The organism is Halomonas chromatireducens (assembly GCF_001545155.1).
Lineage (GTDB): Bacteria > Pseudomonadota > Gammaproteobacteria > Pseudomonadales > Halomonadaceae > Halomonas > Halomonas chromatireducens.
Window position 1 is genome coordinate 572,510 of the sequence record NZ_CP014226.1, and the last position, 13,488, is coordinate 585,997.

At 64.3% G+C, this 13,488-nt stretch carries 15 protein-coding genes and 3 tRNA genes; 12 read left to right on the forward strand and 6 right to left on the reverse strand.

The window, feature by feature from the left end; translation table 11 throughout:
• Window positions 1-31: 31 nt before the first annotated feature.
• Both selD and mnmH read left to right on the forward strand, forming a co-directional pair.
• Complete coding sequence (selD, locus tag LOKO_RS02715; protein WP_066444739.1) at window positions 32-1,069, forward strand: selenide, water dikinase SelD; 1,038 nt, start codon at window positions 32-34, stop codon at window positions 1,067-1,069.
• A complete protein-coding gene (gene mnmH / locus LOKO_RS02720) occupies window positions 1,066-2,187 on the forward strand; it encodes a tRNA 2-selenouridine(34) synthase MnmH (protein WP_066444741.1) in 1,122 nt (373 codons plus the stop codon). Before selD ends, mnmH begins: the two co-directional genes overlap by 4 nt.
• 7 nt (window positions 2,188-2,194) lie before the next feature.
• On the opposite strand, the gene LOKO_RS02725 is transcribed toward mnmH, so the two are convergent.
• On the reverse strand, window positions 2,195-2,890 hold the full coding sequence (locus LOKO_RS02725; protein ID WP_066444743.1) for a type 1 glutamine amidotransferase: 696 nt from the start codon (window positions 2,888-2,890) through the stop codon (window positions 2,195-2,197).
• A 52-nt stretch (window positions 2,891-2,942) separates the two neighbouring features.
• Between LOKO_RS02725 and LOKO_RS02730 the strand changes: the two genes are divergently transcribed.
• Both LOKO_RS02730 and LOKO_RS02735 read left to right on the forward strand, forming a co-directional pair.
• On the forward strand, window positions 2,943-3,236 hold the full coding sequence (locus LOKO_RS02730; protein ID WP_066444744.1) for an MGMT family protein: 294 nt from the start codon (window positions 2,943-2,945) through the stop codon (window positions 3,234-3,236).
• Between the two features lie 55 nt (window positions 3,237-3,291).
• Window positions 3,292-3,882, forward strand: a complete 591-nt coding sequence (locus LOKO_RS02735; RefSeq protein WP_066444745.1) for a YjaG family protein — start codon at window positions 3,292-3,294, stop codon at window positions 3,880-3,882.
• Between the two features lie 16 nt (window positions 3,883-3,898).
• Here LOKO_RS02735 and LOKO_RS02740 read toward each other — a convergent pair whose 3' ends face one another.
• From LOKO_RS02740 to hisB, 5 genes are all read right to left on the reverse strand, one after another.
• Window positions 3,899-4,345 carry a hypothetical protein gene (locus tag LOKO_RS02740; protein WP_066452184.1) on the reverse strand — a complete coding sequence of 149 codons (447 nt, stop codon included), beginning with the start codon at window positions 4,343-4,345 and terminating at the stop codon, window positions 3,899-3,901.
• 104 nt (window positions 4,346-4,449) lie between these two features.
• Window positions 4,450-5,223 carry an imidazole glycerol phosphate synthase subunit HisF gene (hisF, locus tag LOKO_RS02745; protein ID WP_066444747.1) on the reverse strand — a complete coding sequence of 258 codons (774 nt, stop codon included), beginning with the start codon at window positions 5,221-5,223 and terminating at the stop codon, window positions 4,450-4,452.
• 4 nt (window positions 5,224-5,227) lie between these two features.
• Window positions 5,228-5,986 (reverse strand): 1-(5-phosphoribosyl)-5-[(5-phosphoribosylamino)methylideneamino]imidazole-4-carboxamide isomerase, encoded by a 759-nt coding sequence (gene hisA / locus LOKO_RS02750; RefSeq protein ID WP_066452185.1) that lies wholly within the window; start codon window positions 5,984-5,986, stop codon window positions 5,228-5,230.
• Window positions 5,987-6,065: 79 nt separating this feature from the next.
• Window positions 6,066-6,707: an imidazole glycerol phosphate synthase subunit HisH gene (hisH, locus tag LOKO_RS02755; protein WP_066444748.1), complete on the reverse strand. Its 642-nt coding sequence runs from the start codon at window positions 6,705-6,707 to the stop codon at window positions 6,066-6,068.
• 29 nt (window positions 6,708-6,736) lie between these two features.
• Complete coding sequence (gene hisB, locus LOKO_RS02760) at window positions 6,737-7,330, reverse strand: imidazoleglycerol-phosphate dehydratase HisB (RefSeq protein WP_066444750.1); 594 nt, start codon at window positions 7,328-7,330, stop codon at window positions 6,737-6,739.
• Window positions 7,331-7,520: 190 nt separating this feature from the next.
• On the opposite strand from hisB, the gene LOKO_RS02765 reads away from it, so the two are divergent.
• The 8 genes from LOKO_RS02765 to thpD all read left to right on the forward strand — a co-directional run bounded on the left by LOKO_RS02765 (window position 7,521) and on the right by thpD (window position 13,445).
• Window positions 7,521-7,976 (forward strand): acetyl-CoA sensor PanZ family protein, encoded by a 456-nt coding sequence (locus LOKO_RS02765; protein WP_066444753.1) that lies wholly within the window; start codon window positions 7,521-7,523, stop codon window positions 7,974-7,976.
• The gene (locus LOKO_RS02770) at window positions 7,973-10,318 is read left to right on the forward strand and encodes an AsmA family protein (RefSeq protein ID WP_066444756.1); all 2,346 of its coding nucleotides are present in this window, start codon (window positions 7,973-7,975) and stop codon (window positions 10,316-10,318) included. The genes LOKO_RS02765 and LOKO_RS02770 overlap by 4 nt, the downstream gene beginning before the upstream one ends.
• A gap of 106 nt (window positions 10,319-10,424) precedes the next feature.
• A complete protein-coding gene (gene mutY, locus LOKO_RS02775) occupies window positions 10,425-11,501 on the forward strand; it encodes an A/G-specific adenine glycosylase (RefSeq protein ID WP_417935377.1) in 1,077 nt (358 codons plus the stop codon).
• 60 nt (window positions 11,502-11,561) lie between these two features.
• Window positions 11,562-11,834, forward strand: a complete 273-nt coding sequence (locus LOKO_RS02780) for an oxidative damage protection protein (protein WP_066444760.1) — start codon at window positions 11,562-11,564, stop codon at window positions 11,832-11,834.
• A gap of 93 nt (window positions 11,835-11,927) precedes the next feature.
• Window positions 11,928-12,003, forward strand: a tRNA-Phe gene (locus tag LOKO_RS02785).
• 6 nt (window positions 12,004-12,009) lie between these two features.
• Window positions 12,010-12,084 (forward strand) — tRNA-Gln (locus LOKO_RS02790).
• A 45-nt stretch (window positions 12,085-12,129) separates the two neighbouring features.
• Window positions 12,130-12,205: transfer RNA gene (locus tag LOKO_RS02795), tRNA-Thr, on the forward strand.
• 241 nt (window positions 12,206-12,446) lie between these two features.
• Window positions 12,447-13,445 carry an ectoine hydroxylase gene (gene thpD, locus LOKO_RS02800; protein ID WP_066444765.1) on the forward strand — a complete coding sequence of 333 codons (999 nt, stop codon included), beginning with the start codon at window positions 12,447-12,449 and terminating at the stop codon, window positions 13,443-13,445.
• Window positions 13,446-13,488 lie beyond the last annotated feature (43 nt).

Consider the following 13,488-nt stretch of genomic DNA (forward strand, 5'->3'; position numbering starts at 1 on the left):
ATGGTTGTCATGAACTGCCAAGGAGAACGAGATGAGTGCAATCCGCCTGACCCAGTACAGCCATGGCGCTGGATGCGGCTGCAAGATCGCCCCTGACGTACTTGACAGCATCCTGGCCAAGGCTGGCCCGGGTGCCGGCCACAAGGGCCTGCTCGTCGGTAATCAGGGGCGTGAGGATGCTGCCGTCTACGACCTGGGTGATGGCCGCGGCATGATTGCCACCACCGACTTCTTCATGCCCATCGTCGACGACCCCTTCGACTTCGGGCGTATCGCCGCCACCAATGCCACCAGCGATGTCTATGCCATGGGCGGCACGCCGGTACTGGCCCTGGGGATTCTCGGCTGGCCGCTGGACAAGCTGGGGCCGGAGATCGCCGGTGACGTGGTGGCCGGTGCCCAGTCGGTATGCCGCGAGCTCGGCCTTGCCCTGGCTGGTGGCCACTCCATCGACGCCCCCGAGCCGATCTTTGGCCTGGCGGTCAATGGGCTGGTGGACCTCGAGCACCTGAAGCTCAACAAGGGCGCGCAGGTCGGCGACCTGCTGTTCCTGACCAAGCCGCTGGGGGTGGGGTTTCTGACCACGGCAGAGAAGCAGGGGCTGCTTGAGTCCGGGCACCAGACGCTGGCCCGGGAGACCATGCTGAAAGCCAATCAGATCGGCATCGACCTCGCCAAGGTGAAGGGCGTGCACGCCATGACCGACGTGACCGGCTTCGGCCTGGCCGGTCACCTTTCCGAAGTGTGCACCGCCAGCGGTGTGGCGGCGCGGATCGACTTCCGGCGCCTGCCGCGGCTGGCCGAGGCCGAGGCGTATCGTCGGCGTGGCGCCGTGCCGGGCGGTACCCATCGCAACCGTGAGGCCCTGGGAACCGCGCTCAAGGAGATGGATGAGCCCCACTGGCAGTGGCTCTGTGATCCCCAGACCTCAGGCGGCCTGCTGATCTCGGTCCACCCCTCCTGGGAGGATGACGTGGAGCGTATCGGTCGTGCCCATGGCATCGAGCTGGTGCCGTTTGGCGAGATCATCCCGGCCGGAGGTGCGGCGCTGATAGAGGTGCGCGGATGAGCTTGCCGCTGGTTGAACCCGATCTCAGCCTGCTGCGCGAGGGACGCGTGCTGATCGATGTGCGTGCGCCGGTCGAGTTCGCCCAGGGCGGTCTGCCCGGTGCGGTCAACCTGCCGTTGATGGATGACGAGGAGCGCCATCTGGTCGGGATCGAATACAAGGAGCGCGGCCAGCAGGCGGCCATCGAGCTCGGCCAGCGGCTGGTCAGCGGCGGCATCAAGGCGGCTCGGGTGACGGCCTGGCACTCACTGCTGCAAGCGCAGCCCGAGGCCATCGTCTACTGTTTTCGCGGTGGGCTGCGTTCGCAGATCGCCCAGCAGTGGCTGGCCGACGTGGGGTTCGAGCGGCCCCGTATCCGCGGTGGCTGGAAGGCCATGCGGCAGGGGCTGTGTGCACGCATCGACGCCGCCGCCGAGCAGCCGCTGCTGGTGATCGGTGGGCTCACCGGCTGTGCCAAGACGGCGCTGATCCAGCGGCTGCCCAACGGTCTGGACCTGGAGGGCTGCGCCCGACACAAGGGCTCCGCCTTTGGCCGTCACCCGCTGCCGGCACCCTCTCAGATCGATTTCGAACACGCCATGGGGCTGCGCCTGCTCTCGCTTGACGGCCCGCTGGTGGTGGAGGACGAGTCACGCCAGATCGGCGCGGCCAGCGTGCCGCTGGCCTTCTGGCGAGCCATGGAGCAGGCACCGCGTATCCGCGTGGAGATGCCGCTGGACTGGCGTATCGGCCAGATCCAGAAGGACTACATCGATGACCTCTGGGCTATCTACCGCCACCAGTTCGGAGAATGGCTGGGCTGGACGCTGATGCGCAAGCAGCTCGCCACCGCCCTGTCGCGGCTGAGAAAACGGCTGGGCAGTGCTCGCCTGTCACGTATCGCCAGGCTTCAGGCCCTGGCCTTTCGCGAGCACGAGCGCGGTAACACCCAGGCCCATGAGGCGTGGCTGGCGCCGCTGCTGACGGAATACTACGACCCCATGTACCGCTATCAGCTCGAACGGCGCGATCCCCAGCGGTTCCTGCACGTGGGCGACTGGGATAGCTGCCTGGCGGCTGCGCGCTCCTGGTCGGCCGAAGCGCCGCGACATGACCCGGAGCGGCTGCAGCCAGCCTGACCCCCGCTCAGGCAGGTGTGCTCCGCAACCATTGACTGAGCAGGCGATCGAGCAGTGGCGCCAGCCGGTCGAAACGGGACGTATCGGCCAGGATCGCCTCGCGAGCCTGCACGTGAGGGCTCGCGTCGCTGCCTTTCGGCCGCTCCTCGCAGTCCAGCAGCTCGGCCACGCCGGCGCGGGTCACCTCGATATGGCACAGCAGGCCAAGGGCTCTACCCGCATCCCAGGCGAAGCCCTGAACGGGGCTGACCGGGCTGCCGCCCAGTGGCAGGGCGTCGTCGGGCAGGGCGAAGACATCGCCATGCCACATGAAGGCGGTGAACTGTTCCGGCAGGTCGAAAGGGCTCTCTGGCGCCAGCGTCACCTCGTGCCAGCCAACTTCGGCAAAGGTGCCCCGACCCACCGTGGCGCCCAGCTCCGCAGCGATCAGCCTGGCCCCCATGCCAATGCCCAGCAGGGGCTTGTTGCCATCCAGTGCCCGGCCGATCAGCTTTCGCTCGCGCTTGAGCCAGGGATGGGTCGCGACGTCATCGATGTTCATGGCGCCATCGAGCGCGATCAGGGCATCGCAGTCGGCCAGGTCGGGGGGCGCCTCGCCGGCGTACAGATGAAACACCGTATGGCTGTGACCCATGCTGTCCAGCCAGTCGGCGATGCGGGCGGGGCCGTGGTGCGGGCTGTGTTGAAGCAGGTGTAGATGCATGGGAACCTCGCCATCGATGAAATACGAAACATGACAGGGGGCGCAAGAGTACATGAAGCCGGCGCTGCGGGAACAGATACTGACGATCATCGCCGAGATACCGGCAGGCCGTGTTACCACCTATGGCCGCATCGCGGCGATGACCGACGGTGGCACGCCACGGCTGGTGGCCAGGGCGCTGCGGGATCTTCCTGAAGGACACGACCTGCCCTGGTTTCGCGTGATCACGGCGTCGCGTCGTCTGGCTGACCACCCTGGTGCCGTCGAACAGCGCGCACGGCTGGTTTCCGAAGGCGTGCTGTTCGATGGCGGTGGGCGGGTTGCCAGCGAGATCCTGTGGCCATGATCCCCCTGGCGCTCCTTGCGCTCACCCTCAGACCCTCATTTTCCGGAGAGAATCCATGAGTCAGCCAACCGGTGGCTTTCATCAGCGCCTTCAGGCCCTTTCGCCGCGTCAGCAGCAAGCCTTTATGGCGGCGCTGTGCGAGCGGCTGCTACCCAACTACGGGCTCTATGCCCAGACGACCGGTGAAGGCAACCCTGCCGGCCTGAGGGCGATTCTTGACCTGGTATGGGAACAGCTGGCGGTCAAGGAGGCGCGCATCGACTTCGACCGCCAGGCCGAGAAGCTGGCCGAACTGGAGCCGACGGCGACAGACGATAGCTTCGGCGTCCGCCGGGCGGTGGAGGCGGTGGTGGCACTGTCGGCGTTGCTGGATACCCTGCGCGGCGAGGCCCCCGATGCGGTGCTGGAGGTCAGTCGTGTCTCCAAGGGCGGTGTGCGTGCCTTCATCGAACTGACCGAAGGAGAGGAAGACGCCCAGCGCCTGGCGGTCCGCATTCGGGAGCACCCGCTGATGGCGGACGAGATCGACTTTCAGGATGCGGTACTGGAGGCGGCCGAGGAAAGTCTCGACCGAGAGGCTCTCAAGGCGCTGCGTCGGCTAGGGTGTAACGAAGGTGTGAGCAATCTAGGGCTCGAAGCGGGCTAGGCTCAGCCCGTTTTCGCTAAAAGCGGATACCGCCGAGGATCATGGCACCGGCGGTGCCAAAGACGATCAGGTCGGCTTCGAAGCGGCCCCACTGCATCCCCAGGCTAGGCAGGGCGGCGGGCGCCGTTCCATAGCGATTGAAGGGGATGTTGTCCTGATACTCGCCGCGGTAACCTTGCAGGATCCCGGCGGTAAGCTTGGCGCGCACAGTTACGTTGTCGCTGGGCTCCCAAAAGGGAAATTCGCGGCCGGCATAAAGATAGATGGCTTCCTGATCGAAGGAATTAAGGAAGCGGGCGCCCCCGACCAGCCAGCGCTGGGGGTTGTGCAGCTCCAGGCTGATCAGCTCCTGATGGTTGTTGTGGTCGGGTTGGGGATTGAAGTGGCGGGTATAGAGGCTGGTCTGCAGCAGCACATGGCTGACCTCCCGCTGTGGCGGCCAGTTCGGCTGCTGTTCTGACATGACTGCCTTTGAGGGAAGCAGGAGGGCCAGTGCCAGGCAAGCGCCGACCAGCCGGCGAGTCTTCGTCCATGCCGGTATCACAATCACTCTCCAGGAGCTTTCGGTTAAAGCCGCATCTCGATTCCGCGCTCGGCCATGTAGCGCTTGGCCTCGGGAATGGTGTATTCGCCAAAGTGGAAGATGCTGGCCGCCAGTACCGCATCGGCACCACCCTCCAACACCCCTTCCACCAGGTGGTCCAGTGTGCCGACACCGCCTGAGGCGATGACCGGCACGGTCACCGCCTCGCTGATGGCATGCGTCACGCCCAGGTCGAAGCCCGACTTGGTGCCGTCACGATCCATGCTGGTCAGCAACAGCTCACCGGCACCGTACGCTACCATCTTCTTCGCCCACTCCACGGCATCGAGCCCGGTAGGGCGGCGGCCACCGTGGGTGAAAATTTCCCAGCGGGGCGGCTCGCCTTCACCGGAGACCCGCTTGGCATCGATGGCCACCACGATACACTGGCTGCCGAAGCGGTCGGCGGCCTCGCGCACGAATTCCGGGTTGTTCACCGCAGCGGTGTTGATCGACACCTTGTCGGCGCCGGCATTGAGCATGGTGCGAATGTCGTCGCAGGTGCGGATGCCGCCGCCCACGGTCAGCGGGATGAACACCTCGCCGGCGATGCGTTCGACCATTTCGACGGTGGTGTCGCGGTCCTCGTGGCTCGCCGTGATGTCGAGAAAGGTGATCTCGTCGGCGCCCTGGAGGTTATAGCGCTGGGCGATCTCCACCGGGTCGCCGGCATCGCGGATGCCGATGAAGTTCACACCCTTGACCACGCGGCCGGCATCGACGTCGAGACAGGGGATGATACGCTTGGAAAGACCCATCTGTTCAGCTCCCGGCTCGGTCGAGCCCTGCAGTCAGTTCATCGCATAGCCGCTGGCCCGTGGCGACGTCCAGCGAGCCTTCGTAGATGGCGCGACCGGTGATGGCGCCCAGTATGCCCGGTTCGCCGGCTGCTACCAGTGCGCGCAGATCGTCGAGATTCGTGACGCCGCCGGAAGCGATAACCGGAAGGCCCCCCTCACGGGCCAGCTGGGCGGTGGCCTCGACATTGACGCCATTCATCATCCCGTCGCGGGCGATGTCGGTGTAGACGATGCTGGAGACCCCGTCGTCGGCGAAGCGCTTGGCCAGGTCGGTGGCCTTGACGCTGGAGACTTCGGCCCAGCCGTCGGTGGCGACGTAGCCGTCACGGGCATCGAGGCCGACGATGACATGGCCGGGGAAGGCGCGACACATCTCGCCGACGAAGGCGGGCTCCTTGACTGCCTTGGTACCGATGATCACGTAGGAGACCCCGGCGGAGAGGTAGTGCTCGATGGTATCGGCGGAGCGGATGCCACCGCCGATCTGGATCGGCAGCTCCGGCCAGCGTTTTGCAATGGCTGTCACGGCCTCGCCGTTGATCGGCCTGCCCTCGAAGGCACCATTCAGGTCGACCAGATGCAGGCGGCGTGCGCCGGCCTCGACCCAGCGCGCAGCCATGGCCACGGGGTCGTCGCCGTAGGTGGTGGCGTCATCCATGCGGCCTTGCTTCAGTCGCACGCACTTGCCGTCCTTGAGATCGATGGCGGGTATTACCAGCATGTCATTGTCCTCGGTGGGCATGGTCCCGGGCGCCTGTGCAGGCGCGGCGTCGGGGGCCTAGAAAAGACCGGCTCGGGCTTCAGGGGGCCCAATTGATGAAGTTTTCCAGTAGCTTGAGCCCTGCCCGGGAGCTCTTCTCCGGGTGAAACTGGACGGCAAAAGTAGCATCTCGGCCGATGGCCACATGGGCATTGATATGGCCATATTCGGTGGTGCCGAACACCGTGGCATCGTCGCTGGCCTCGGCATAATAGCTATGCACGAAATAGAAGTGCTCGTCCTGGTCGATGCCGTTCCAGAGCGGGTGATCATGATGCTGATGTACCAGGTTCCAGCCCATGTGAGGCACCTTGAGACGCTGCTCGTTGGCATCACGCATATCCGTGGGGAAGTGCCTCACCTCGCCGGAGAGAAAACCCAGGCAGGCGATCCCGCCGTTCTCCTCGCTGTAATCGAGCAGCATCTGCTGTCCGACACAGATGCCCAGCAGCGGCTTGCTCTGGTTGGCCAACAGCTCCAGCACCAGGCCGCGCAGCTCGGTCTTTTCCAGTTCGCTCATGCAGTCGCGAATGGCACCCTGGCCCGGCAGCACCAGACGAGTAGCGCCATGAATGCAGCGAGGGTCGCGGGTGATGATCACATGCTCGTGGGTGACATGCTCAAGGGCTTTGGCAACCGAATGCAGATTGCCCATCCCGTAGTCGATGACGGCAATGGTCATGAAGGCTCCTCAGTTTTCGGTCGTCGGCACTACAGGCAGCCCTTGGTGGACGGCATCTGGCCGGCCATGCGCGGGTCCGGCTCAACGGCCATGCGCAATGCACGGCCGAAGGCCTTGAAGATGGTTTCCGCCTGATGGTGGGCATTGAAGCCCTTCAGGTTGTCGATATGCAGCGTGACCCGGGCATGATTGACGAACCCCTGGAAGAACTCCCAGAACAGCTGGGTATCCAGCCGTCCAATGGTGGCGCGGGTGAATTCCACGTCCATGAACAACCCGGGGCGACCGGAGAAGTCTATCACGACACGGGAGAGCGCCTCGTCCAGCGGTACATAGGCATGGCCATAGCGCCGGATGCCGCGCTTGTCGCCGACCGCCTCTGCAAATGCCTGGCCTAGCGTGATGCCGAGATCCTCTACGGTATGATGGTCATCGATATGTAGATCGCCTACGGCCTTGATGTCCAGGTCGAGCACGCCGTGGCGCGCTACCTGGTCGAGCATGTGGTCGAGGAAGGGGACGCCGGTCTCGCAGGCCAGCCGGCCTTCGCCATCGAGATTGACGGTTACCGTGATCTGGGTTTCCTGGGTGTCACGGGTTACCGTGGCGATACGCTCGGACATGTCGGACTCTCTCCCGCGCTTTGGCGCGTCGGCATGGGTGGCCCCGGAAACCCCTGACTGAACGGCTACCGGGCAGGCAAGGACGGTGCTTGCCATCATGGGGCCGTTCATTATAGAGAATCGAGCCCCCCATCCGCTACAATGCGCCCATCATAGCGGCGGCCCAGCGCCGCGGCCCAGGGAGACCACCATGCCGGTTACGCTTCATATCGTCGATCACGCCGCCTGGGCGTTGGATGCGCAGGCCCGGCAAGACCTGCAGCGCATTTACGCCGACGCGCCGGCTGCGCGCCTCTCCGCACCGGTGGATGACTTCATCCAGCATCACCTCGAGGCTGGCCATTTCTTCGGCTGCGCACGCTTCAATGATCGACTGCTGGGTGCCGTTGCCGTGAGTGCCGATGCCGAAGCCTGGTGGCTCTCGGAGCTCTGCGTGCGCAAGACCACCCGAAGGCGCGGTGTCGGTTCCCGCCTGCTGGCGCTGGTCAGCAGCGCCGCAGCGGACCGGGGGCTTGACCTGCGTGCGCCAGCCTCCCAGCTGCCGATGGCCGATCAACTGCTGCTTTCCCGGCTTGGTTATCGCCTGCATGCAGCCGGAAACTACTTTGAACTGGCTCCACCGCTGCAAGGAGGCGGTAAACCATGAAGCGACTCTTGCAAACCCTGCTGGCGGCCATTGGCGTATTGGGCGTGGCGGTGGTGGCCGCCGTCGTCTACGTCACTACCTTCCTCGACCCGGAGGACTTCAAGCCACGGCTGATCGAGGTGGTGCGCGAGCACAGCGGCATGGAGCTGACGCTGAACGGGCCACTGACCTGGTCCTTCTACCCGCGGCTGGGGGTCAGCGTGGAGCGTGTGGAAAGCCACTTGCCAGAGCAGACGCCGGATGCGCCTCCCTTCCTGGCCTTCGACAAGGCCGAGGTGAGCCTGGCCTTTGCCCCCCTGCTGCGTGGAGAAATCGCCATCGAAGGCCTATCCCTGGATGGCATGCAGCTTCGGCTGGTGCGCGACGAGCAAGGGCAGGGCAACTGGGAGCCGTTGCTCCAGCGCCTGGATGAGCGGCGTGAAGGGGCCGAGTCGGCGCTGGCCCCCGCCAGTGCCGGGCCTAGCCTGGAAAGCAGCAATCTTGCCGTGGCGCTCAATATCGCCAATGTCCAGGTTCGCAACGGTGCCGTACGCTACCGCGACCTGGCCAGCGAGAGTGAGTGGTTGCTCGATGAGGTCGCCCTTTCCGGCACCAACGTCAACCCGGAGCGCGCTTTTCCCCTCAAGACCTCCTTCAGCCTGACTTCGTACGGCACGCTGGATTGGCGCGAACTCGAGCGAACACCGCGGCTGGCCAGCACGATTTCCCTCGAGGGCCGGACAAGCCTGGCTCTCGCCGAGCGGCGCTATGTCATGGAGGGCTTGAGGCTGAGCACGGCGACGCGTTTCGGGGGTGTAGAAGGCCGCCAGCAGGCGGACCTGACCGGACAGCAACTGGTATTGGACCTGTCACGCCAGCGCATGCAGCTGCATGAGGGGCGTCTGGAAGGCAGCGTACAGCATCCCCGGCTGGGGGAGTCGGCCGTCCCATTGGTGCTGGCCTTCGCCATGGAGGCGGATCTGGCGGAGAGTACGGCGCAATTGCGTGACCTGTTGCTTACCGGCCCCGATGACCTGCGGCTTAGCGGTAACCTCAACCTGGCCGGGCTCGACGAGGCACCTTCCTACAGCGGGCAGGTCAGTCTGGCACCCCTGTCGCTTCGCCCCTGGCTGACGCGCATTGATCAGTTGCCCGACATGGCCGGCTCCCGTGCGCTCTCGGACGTGGCACTGACCAGTCCCATACGGGGTGACCTGACCCAGGCCGAGCTTTCTGGTCTGACACTAGTCCTTGATGACAGCACCTTTACCGGTCGGCTGGGCATGGGCTTCGATGGGCGTGCGCTCAAACTGGCGCTGCAGGGTGATACCCTGAACCTGGACAATTACCTGCCGCCACCGAATGCTGCGGAACAGAGCGCGTCCCTGCGCGGTTTCTTCGGTATCCGCCAGGCCCATGCCGATGAAGCCTCGCCGCTGATTCCCGTGGAGTGGCTCGCTGATCTGACCCTGGATGCTGCCCTCGAGCTCGAGCGCCTGAAGCTGGGTGGGCTCGACTTCACCGACGTTGACCTGACGCTGTCAGGCAGCGACGGTCGCCATCGCCTGGAGCGGATCAGCGCCAAGCTATATGGTGGCGAGCTGACGGCGAGTGGCGAGCTTGACCTGGCGCGTGACCCGATACGCTGGCAGTTGTCTCCCGAGCTCTCCCGGGTGCGCCTGGAGCCGATGATCCAGGCGCTTGCCGGGGACGACTCGCCGGCGCCGTTGCGTGGGCGCCTCTCCCTGGAGGGTGGACTGGAAGCGCGTTACAACACCTTGCCCGCACTCAAGCGTAGCCTGAACGGGCGCCTGAGCGGCCACATCGACGAGGGGGCGGTACTCGACGTCAATATCTCCGAGGAGCTGTGTACCCTGGCTGCCATGGTCGAGGGCAAGGAGCTGAACCGTGACTGGAGCGATGACACTCGCTTCGAGCGGGCCGAGGCCAGCTTGCGCATCAGTGATGGCGTTGCTCGCAGCGAGAGCATTCTGGTCACCATCCCCGGGATCAACCTGGATGGTGAGGGGGAACTGGATCTGGCAACCGAACGCTTCGACCTGCGAGCTGCGGCACGTTTCGTCGATGCTGCCGAGGCAGCCTGCTCGGTGAATCCGCGTCTGGAGCGGGTCCCCCTGCCGGTTCGCTGCACGGGCGAACTTGGCGGCGATAGTGGCGAATGGTGTCGTTTCGATCGCAACGCCTTTCAAGCCACCCTGGTCGAGCTGCTGCGTGATGAAGTCTCTCGCCGTGCCGGCGGTGAGATTGAGCGCCGGTTGGAGCGGCCGCTGGAACGTCTCGAAGAGCGCCTGGGTGAAGATGGCAAGGAACTTCGAGAAGCCCTGCGTGGTCTATTCAATTGAGCATCAAGCAAGTCAGTTTCTGCGCCGACTTCCCCCAGTCGGCGCTTTTTTTCGTGTCGTTTTATCGTATTGTTTTTGTTCGGGGTGAGCTTTGCCGATAACAGAAATGCCGACGCCGGTTCTTTCCCCGGAAGCATTCCAGCGCCGCCTGCTGGCCTGGTTCGACCGTCATGGCCGGCATGATCTGCCCTGGCAGGAGGAGCGCTCGCCCTATCGGGTCTGGGTATCGGAGATCATGCTGCAGCAGACCCAGGTTGCCACGGTGATTCCGTATTTCGAGCGTTTCATGACACGTTTTCCTGATGTTGCCACTCTGGCCGAGGCTGATCAGGATGATGTGCTGCATCTCTGGACCGGACTGGGCTATTACGCCCGTGGGCGCAACCTGCACAAGGCGGCCCGGGAGATCGTCGAGCGTCATGCCGGCGAGCTGCCGCTGGACCTGGAGGCGCTATCCGCGCTCCCGGGCATCGGTCGCTCCACTGCGGGTGCGATCATCGCCCAGAGCAGCGGCCGGCGGGCAGTCATTCTCGACGGCAACGTCAAGCGCAGCCTGGCCCGGCTGCATGCCGTTGAGGGTTGGCCGGGAAGAACGGCCGTTTCCCGCAGCCTCTGGGCCCTGGCCGAGCATTACACCCCAGAGGAACGCCTGGTCGACTATACCCAGGCGATGATGGATTTCGGGGCAACCCTTTGTCGGCGTGGACAGCCCGACTGCATGGCCTGCCCCTTCGCCGATGTCTGCGTGGCCCACCGTCGGGGCGAGGAGCGACGCTTTCCCGAATCCAAGCCCAGGAAGGCGCTGCCTACACGCACCACCAGGATGCTGCTGCTGCAGGATCCAGAGGGGCGGGTCCTGCTCGAGCAGCGCCCCTCCAGCGGCCTGTGGGGCGGGCTCTGGGGGCTGCCCCAGTTCGACGACATCGCGTCGCTTGAGGCCTGGCTGGACAGCCACGCCCCGGATGCCGAGCTCGGCCGCGCCTGGTCACCCTTCATCCATGTATTCAGCCACTTTCGCCTGGAGATCACGCCGCAGCTGGCCCATTGCCGTGGCGCTTCCGCCGTGGACGAGTCGCGTTGCTGGTACGATCCGGGAAATCCTGCCAGCATCGGACTGGCCGCGCCGGTCAAGTCACTGCTGATGGCGCTGTCGCCATTCTCACTCGAGCCCCCGGCGAGCTGAGCCTCGCCACGACCCAAGCACCGAAGATTCAGGGTTCAAGCCACAACAGGGAGAGCCACCATGAGCCGTACCGTATTCTGCCGCAAGTATCAGCAGGAGCTGGAAGCATTGCCCTTTCCGCCGCTGCCGGGCAAGAAGGGGCAGGACATCCAGCAAAATGTCTCTAAAAAGGCCTGGGAGGAGTGGCAGGCGCTGCAGACCCGCCTGATCAACGAAAAGCACCTGAACATGCTCGATCCGGAGTCACGAAAGTATCTGAACGACCAGATGGAGCGCTTCCTCGACAACCGCGAGACCGACCAGGCCGAGGGCTACGTGCCTCGGGACCAGTGAGCGGGAGGGCATCGATGCCATTTCGCCATCTTCATGAAACGGAAGGGCTTGACGCCTAAGGCCGTATCTTGTTTAATACGCACCGTTGGCAGCGGCCAGATAGCTCAGTTGGTAGAGCAGGGGATTGAAAATCCCCGTGTCGGCGGTTCGATTCCGTCTCTGGCCACCAAACTGCTGGGGTATAGCCAAGTGGTAAGGCACCGGTTTTTGGTATCGGCATTCCCAGGTTCGAATCCTGGTACCCCAGCCACGCCAACGCTTTTCCGATTCTGCAGTTCGCCTGGATCGGCCCCGAGCCGGCATAGCTCAGTTGGTAGAGCAACTGACTTGTAATCAGTAGGTCCCGGGTTCGACTCCTGGTGCCGGCACCATCCGAAGCGGGTGGAAATTTGGGAAATCAGCGAATTGCAGCTATTTTAAACCGTCCATCGAGGCGGTTTTTTCGTGTCTGCGCAGCGGGAAACACACTTGCTACCCGGGCCTTGAAACCCCATCTGATGATCACCACATTCTTCCATGCAAGGTCCCCCTGGGGCCTCCCGCCACGGCGACAGTGCCGTTGGGGCGAGTTCAATCTGAAAACTGGTCACGGATACACAGGAGGTGATTGGGATGCCAGTGCAGACATCGTCCACCCGCAAGTTGAAACAGGCAACCGACTACACCGTTGCCGGTGCGTCAGCCGCTCTCGGCCAGGCAGCAGGTTATGCCAACCGGATACAGGATCCTTACCCCACTCGCCTGAGCGAGCCGCTCGATGTGCCCTGGCTCGACCGCCAGGAGGCAGTGGTCAAGGGGCGTGCCGAGGATGGCCCACTGAGCCAGGCGCAGCTCGATGAGTTCGACCGCAAGGGGTTCCTCTTCGAGCCCAATTTCATCCGGGGAGAGGAGCTCGAGGTGCTGTATGAGGAGCTGAACGAGCTGCTGGGGCGCGACGACTTCCGTGGTCGCGATTTCAGCATCACCGAGCCCGACAGCCGCGAGATCCGTTCGCTGTTTGCCGTCCACTTCCTCTCCGAGCACTTCCGGAAGCTGGCCCACGATGAGCGGCTGATGGGCCGGGCCCGGCAGATTCTTGGCGGCGACGCCTATGTTCATCAGTCGCGTATCAACTACAAGCCTGGCTTCGAGGGCAAGGGCTTCAGTTGGCACTCCGACTTCGAGACCTGGCACGCCGAGGACGGCATGCCTTCCATGCATGCGGTGAGCGCCTCCATCGTGCTGACCGACAACCATGCTTTCAATGGACCGCTGATGCTGATTCCCGGCTCACACAAGATCTATGTGCCATGCCTTGGCGAGACGCCCGATGATCACCACAAGCAGTCACTGAAGCGCCAGGAGTTCGGCGTGCCGAGGCGCGATGCGCTCAGGCAACTGGTCGAGCGAAACGGCATCGAGGCACCGACTGGCGCCGCCGGTGGCCTGCTGCTGTTCGACTGCAATACACTGCATGGATCGAATGCCAACATGTCGCCGGATCCGCGCAGCAATATCTTCTTCGTCTACAATCGACGTGATAATGCGTGTGTCGAACCCTTCGCTGCCCGGCGCAGACGGCCAAGCTTCCTGGCCCATGCTCCGGACGAAGCGTGGTCGCCGGAGCAGTGATGCCCTCCTCGAGCCTGGGGGATTGTGGAACAGGGCGCTTGGT

Coding starts and splice junctions, on each gene's coding strand:
- selD (WP_066444739.1), top strand. CDS start 32: ATGAGTGCAATCCGCCTGACCCAGTACAGCCATGGCGCTGGATGCGGC.
- mnmH (WP_066444741.1), top strand. CDS start 1,066: ATGAGCTTGCCGCTGGTTGAACCCGATCTCAGCCTGCTGCGCGAGGGA.
- LOKO_RS02725 (WP_066444743.1), bottom strand. CDS start 2,890: ATGCATCTACACCTGCTTCAACACAGCCCGCACCACGGCCCCGCCCGC.
- LOKO_RS02730 (WP_066444744.1), top strand. CDS start 2,943: ATGAAGCCGGCGCTGCGGGAACAGATACTGACGATCATCGCCGAGATA.
- LOKO_RS02735 (WP_066444745.1), top strand. CDS start 3,292: ATGAGTCAGCCAACCGGTGGCTTTCATCAGCGCCTTCAGGCCCTTTCG.
- LOKO_RS02740 (WP_066452184.1), bottom strand. CDS start 4,345: ATGTCAGAACAGCAGCCGAACTGGCCGCCACAGCGGGAGGTCAGCCAT.
- hisF (WP_066444747.1), bottom strand. CDS start 5,223: ATGGGTCTTTCCAAGCGTATCATCCCCTGTCTCGACGTCGATGCCGGC.
- hisA (WP_066452185.1), bottom strand. CDS start 5,986: ATGCTGGTAATACCCGCCATCGATCTCAAGGACGGCAAGTGCGTGCGA.
- hisH (WP_066444748.1), bottom strand. CDS start 6,707: ATGACCATTGCCGTCATCGACTACGGGATGGGCAATCTGCATTCGGTT.
- hisB (WP_066444750.1), bottom strand. CDS start 7,330: ATGTCCGAGCGTATCGCCACGGTAACCCGTGACACCCAGGAAACCCAG.
- LOKO_RS02765 (WP_066444753.1), top strand. CDS start 7,521: ATGCCGGTTACGCTTCATATCGTCGATCACGCCGCCTGGGCGTTGGAT.
- LOKO_RS02770 (WP_066444756.1), top strand. CDS start 7,973: ATGAAGCGACTCTTGCAAACCCTGCTGGCGGCCATTGGCGTATTGGGC.
- mutY (WP_417935377.1), top strand. CDS start 10,425: ATGCCGACGCCGGTTCTTTCCCCGGAAGCATTCCAGCGCCGCCTGCTG.
- LOKO_RS02780 (WP_066444760.1), top strand. CDS start 11,562: ATGAGCCGTACCGTATTCTGCCGCAAGTATCAGCAGGAGCTGGAAGCA.
- thpD (WP_066444765.1), top strand. CDS start 12,447: ATGCCAGTGCAGACATCGTCCACCCGCAAGTTGAAACAGGCAACCGAC.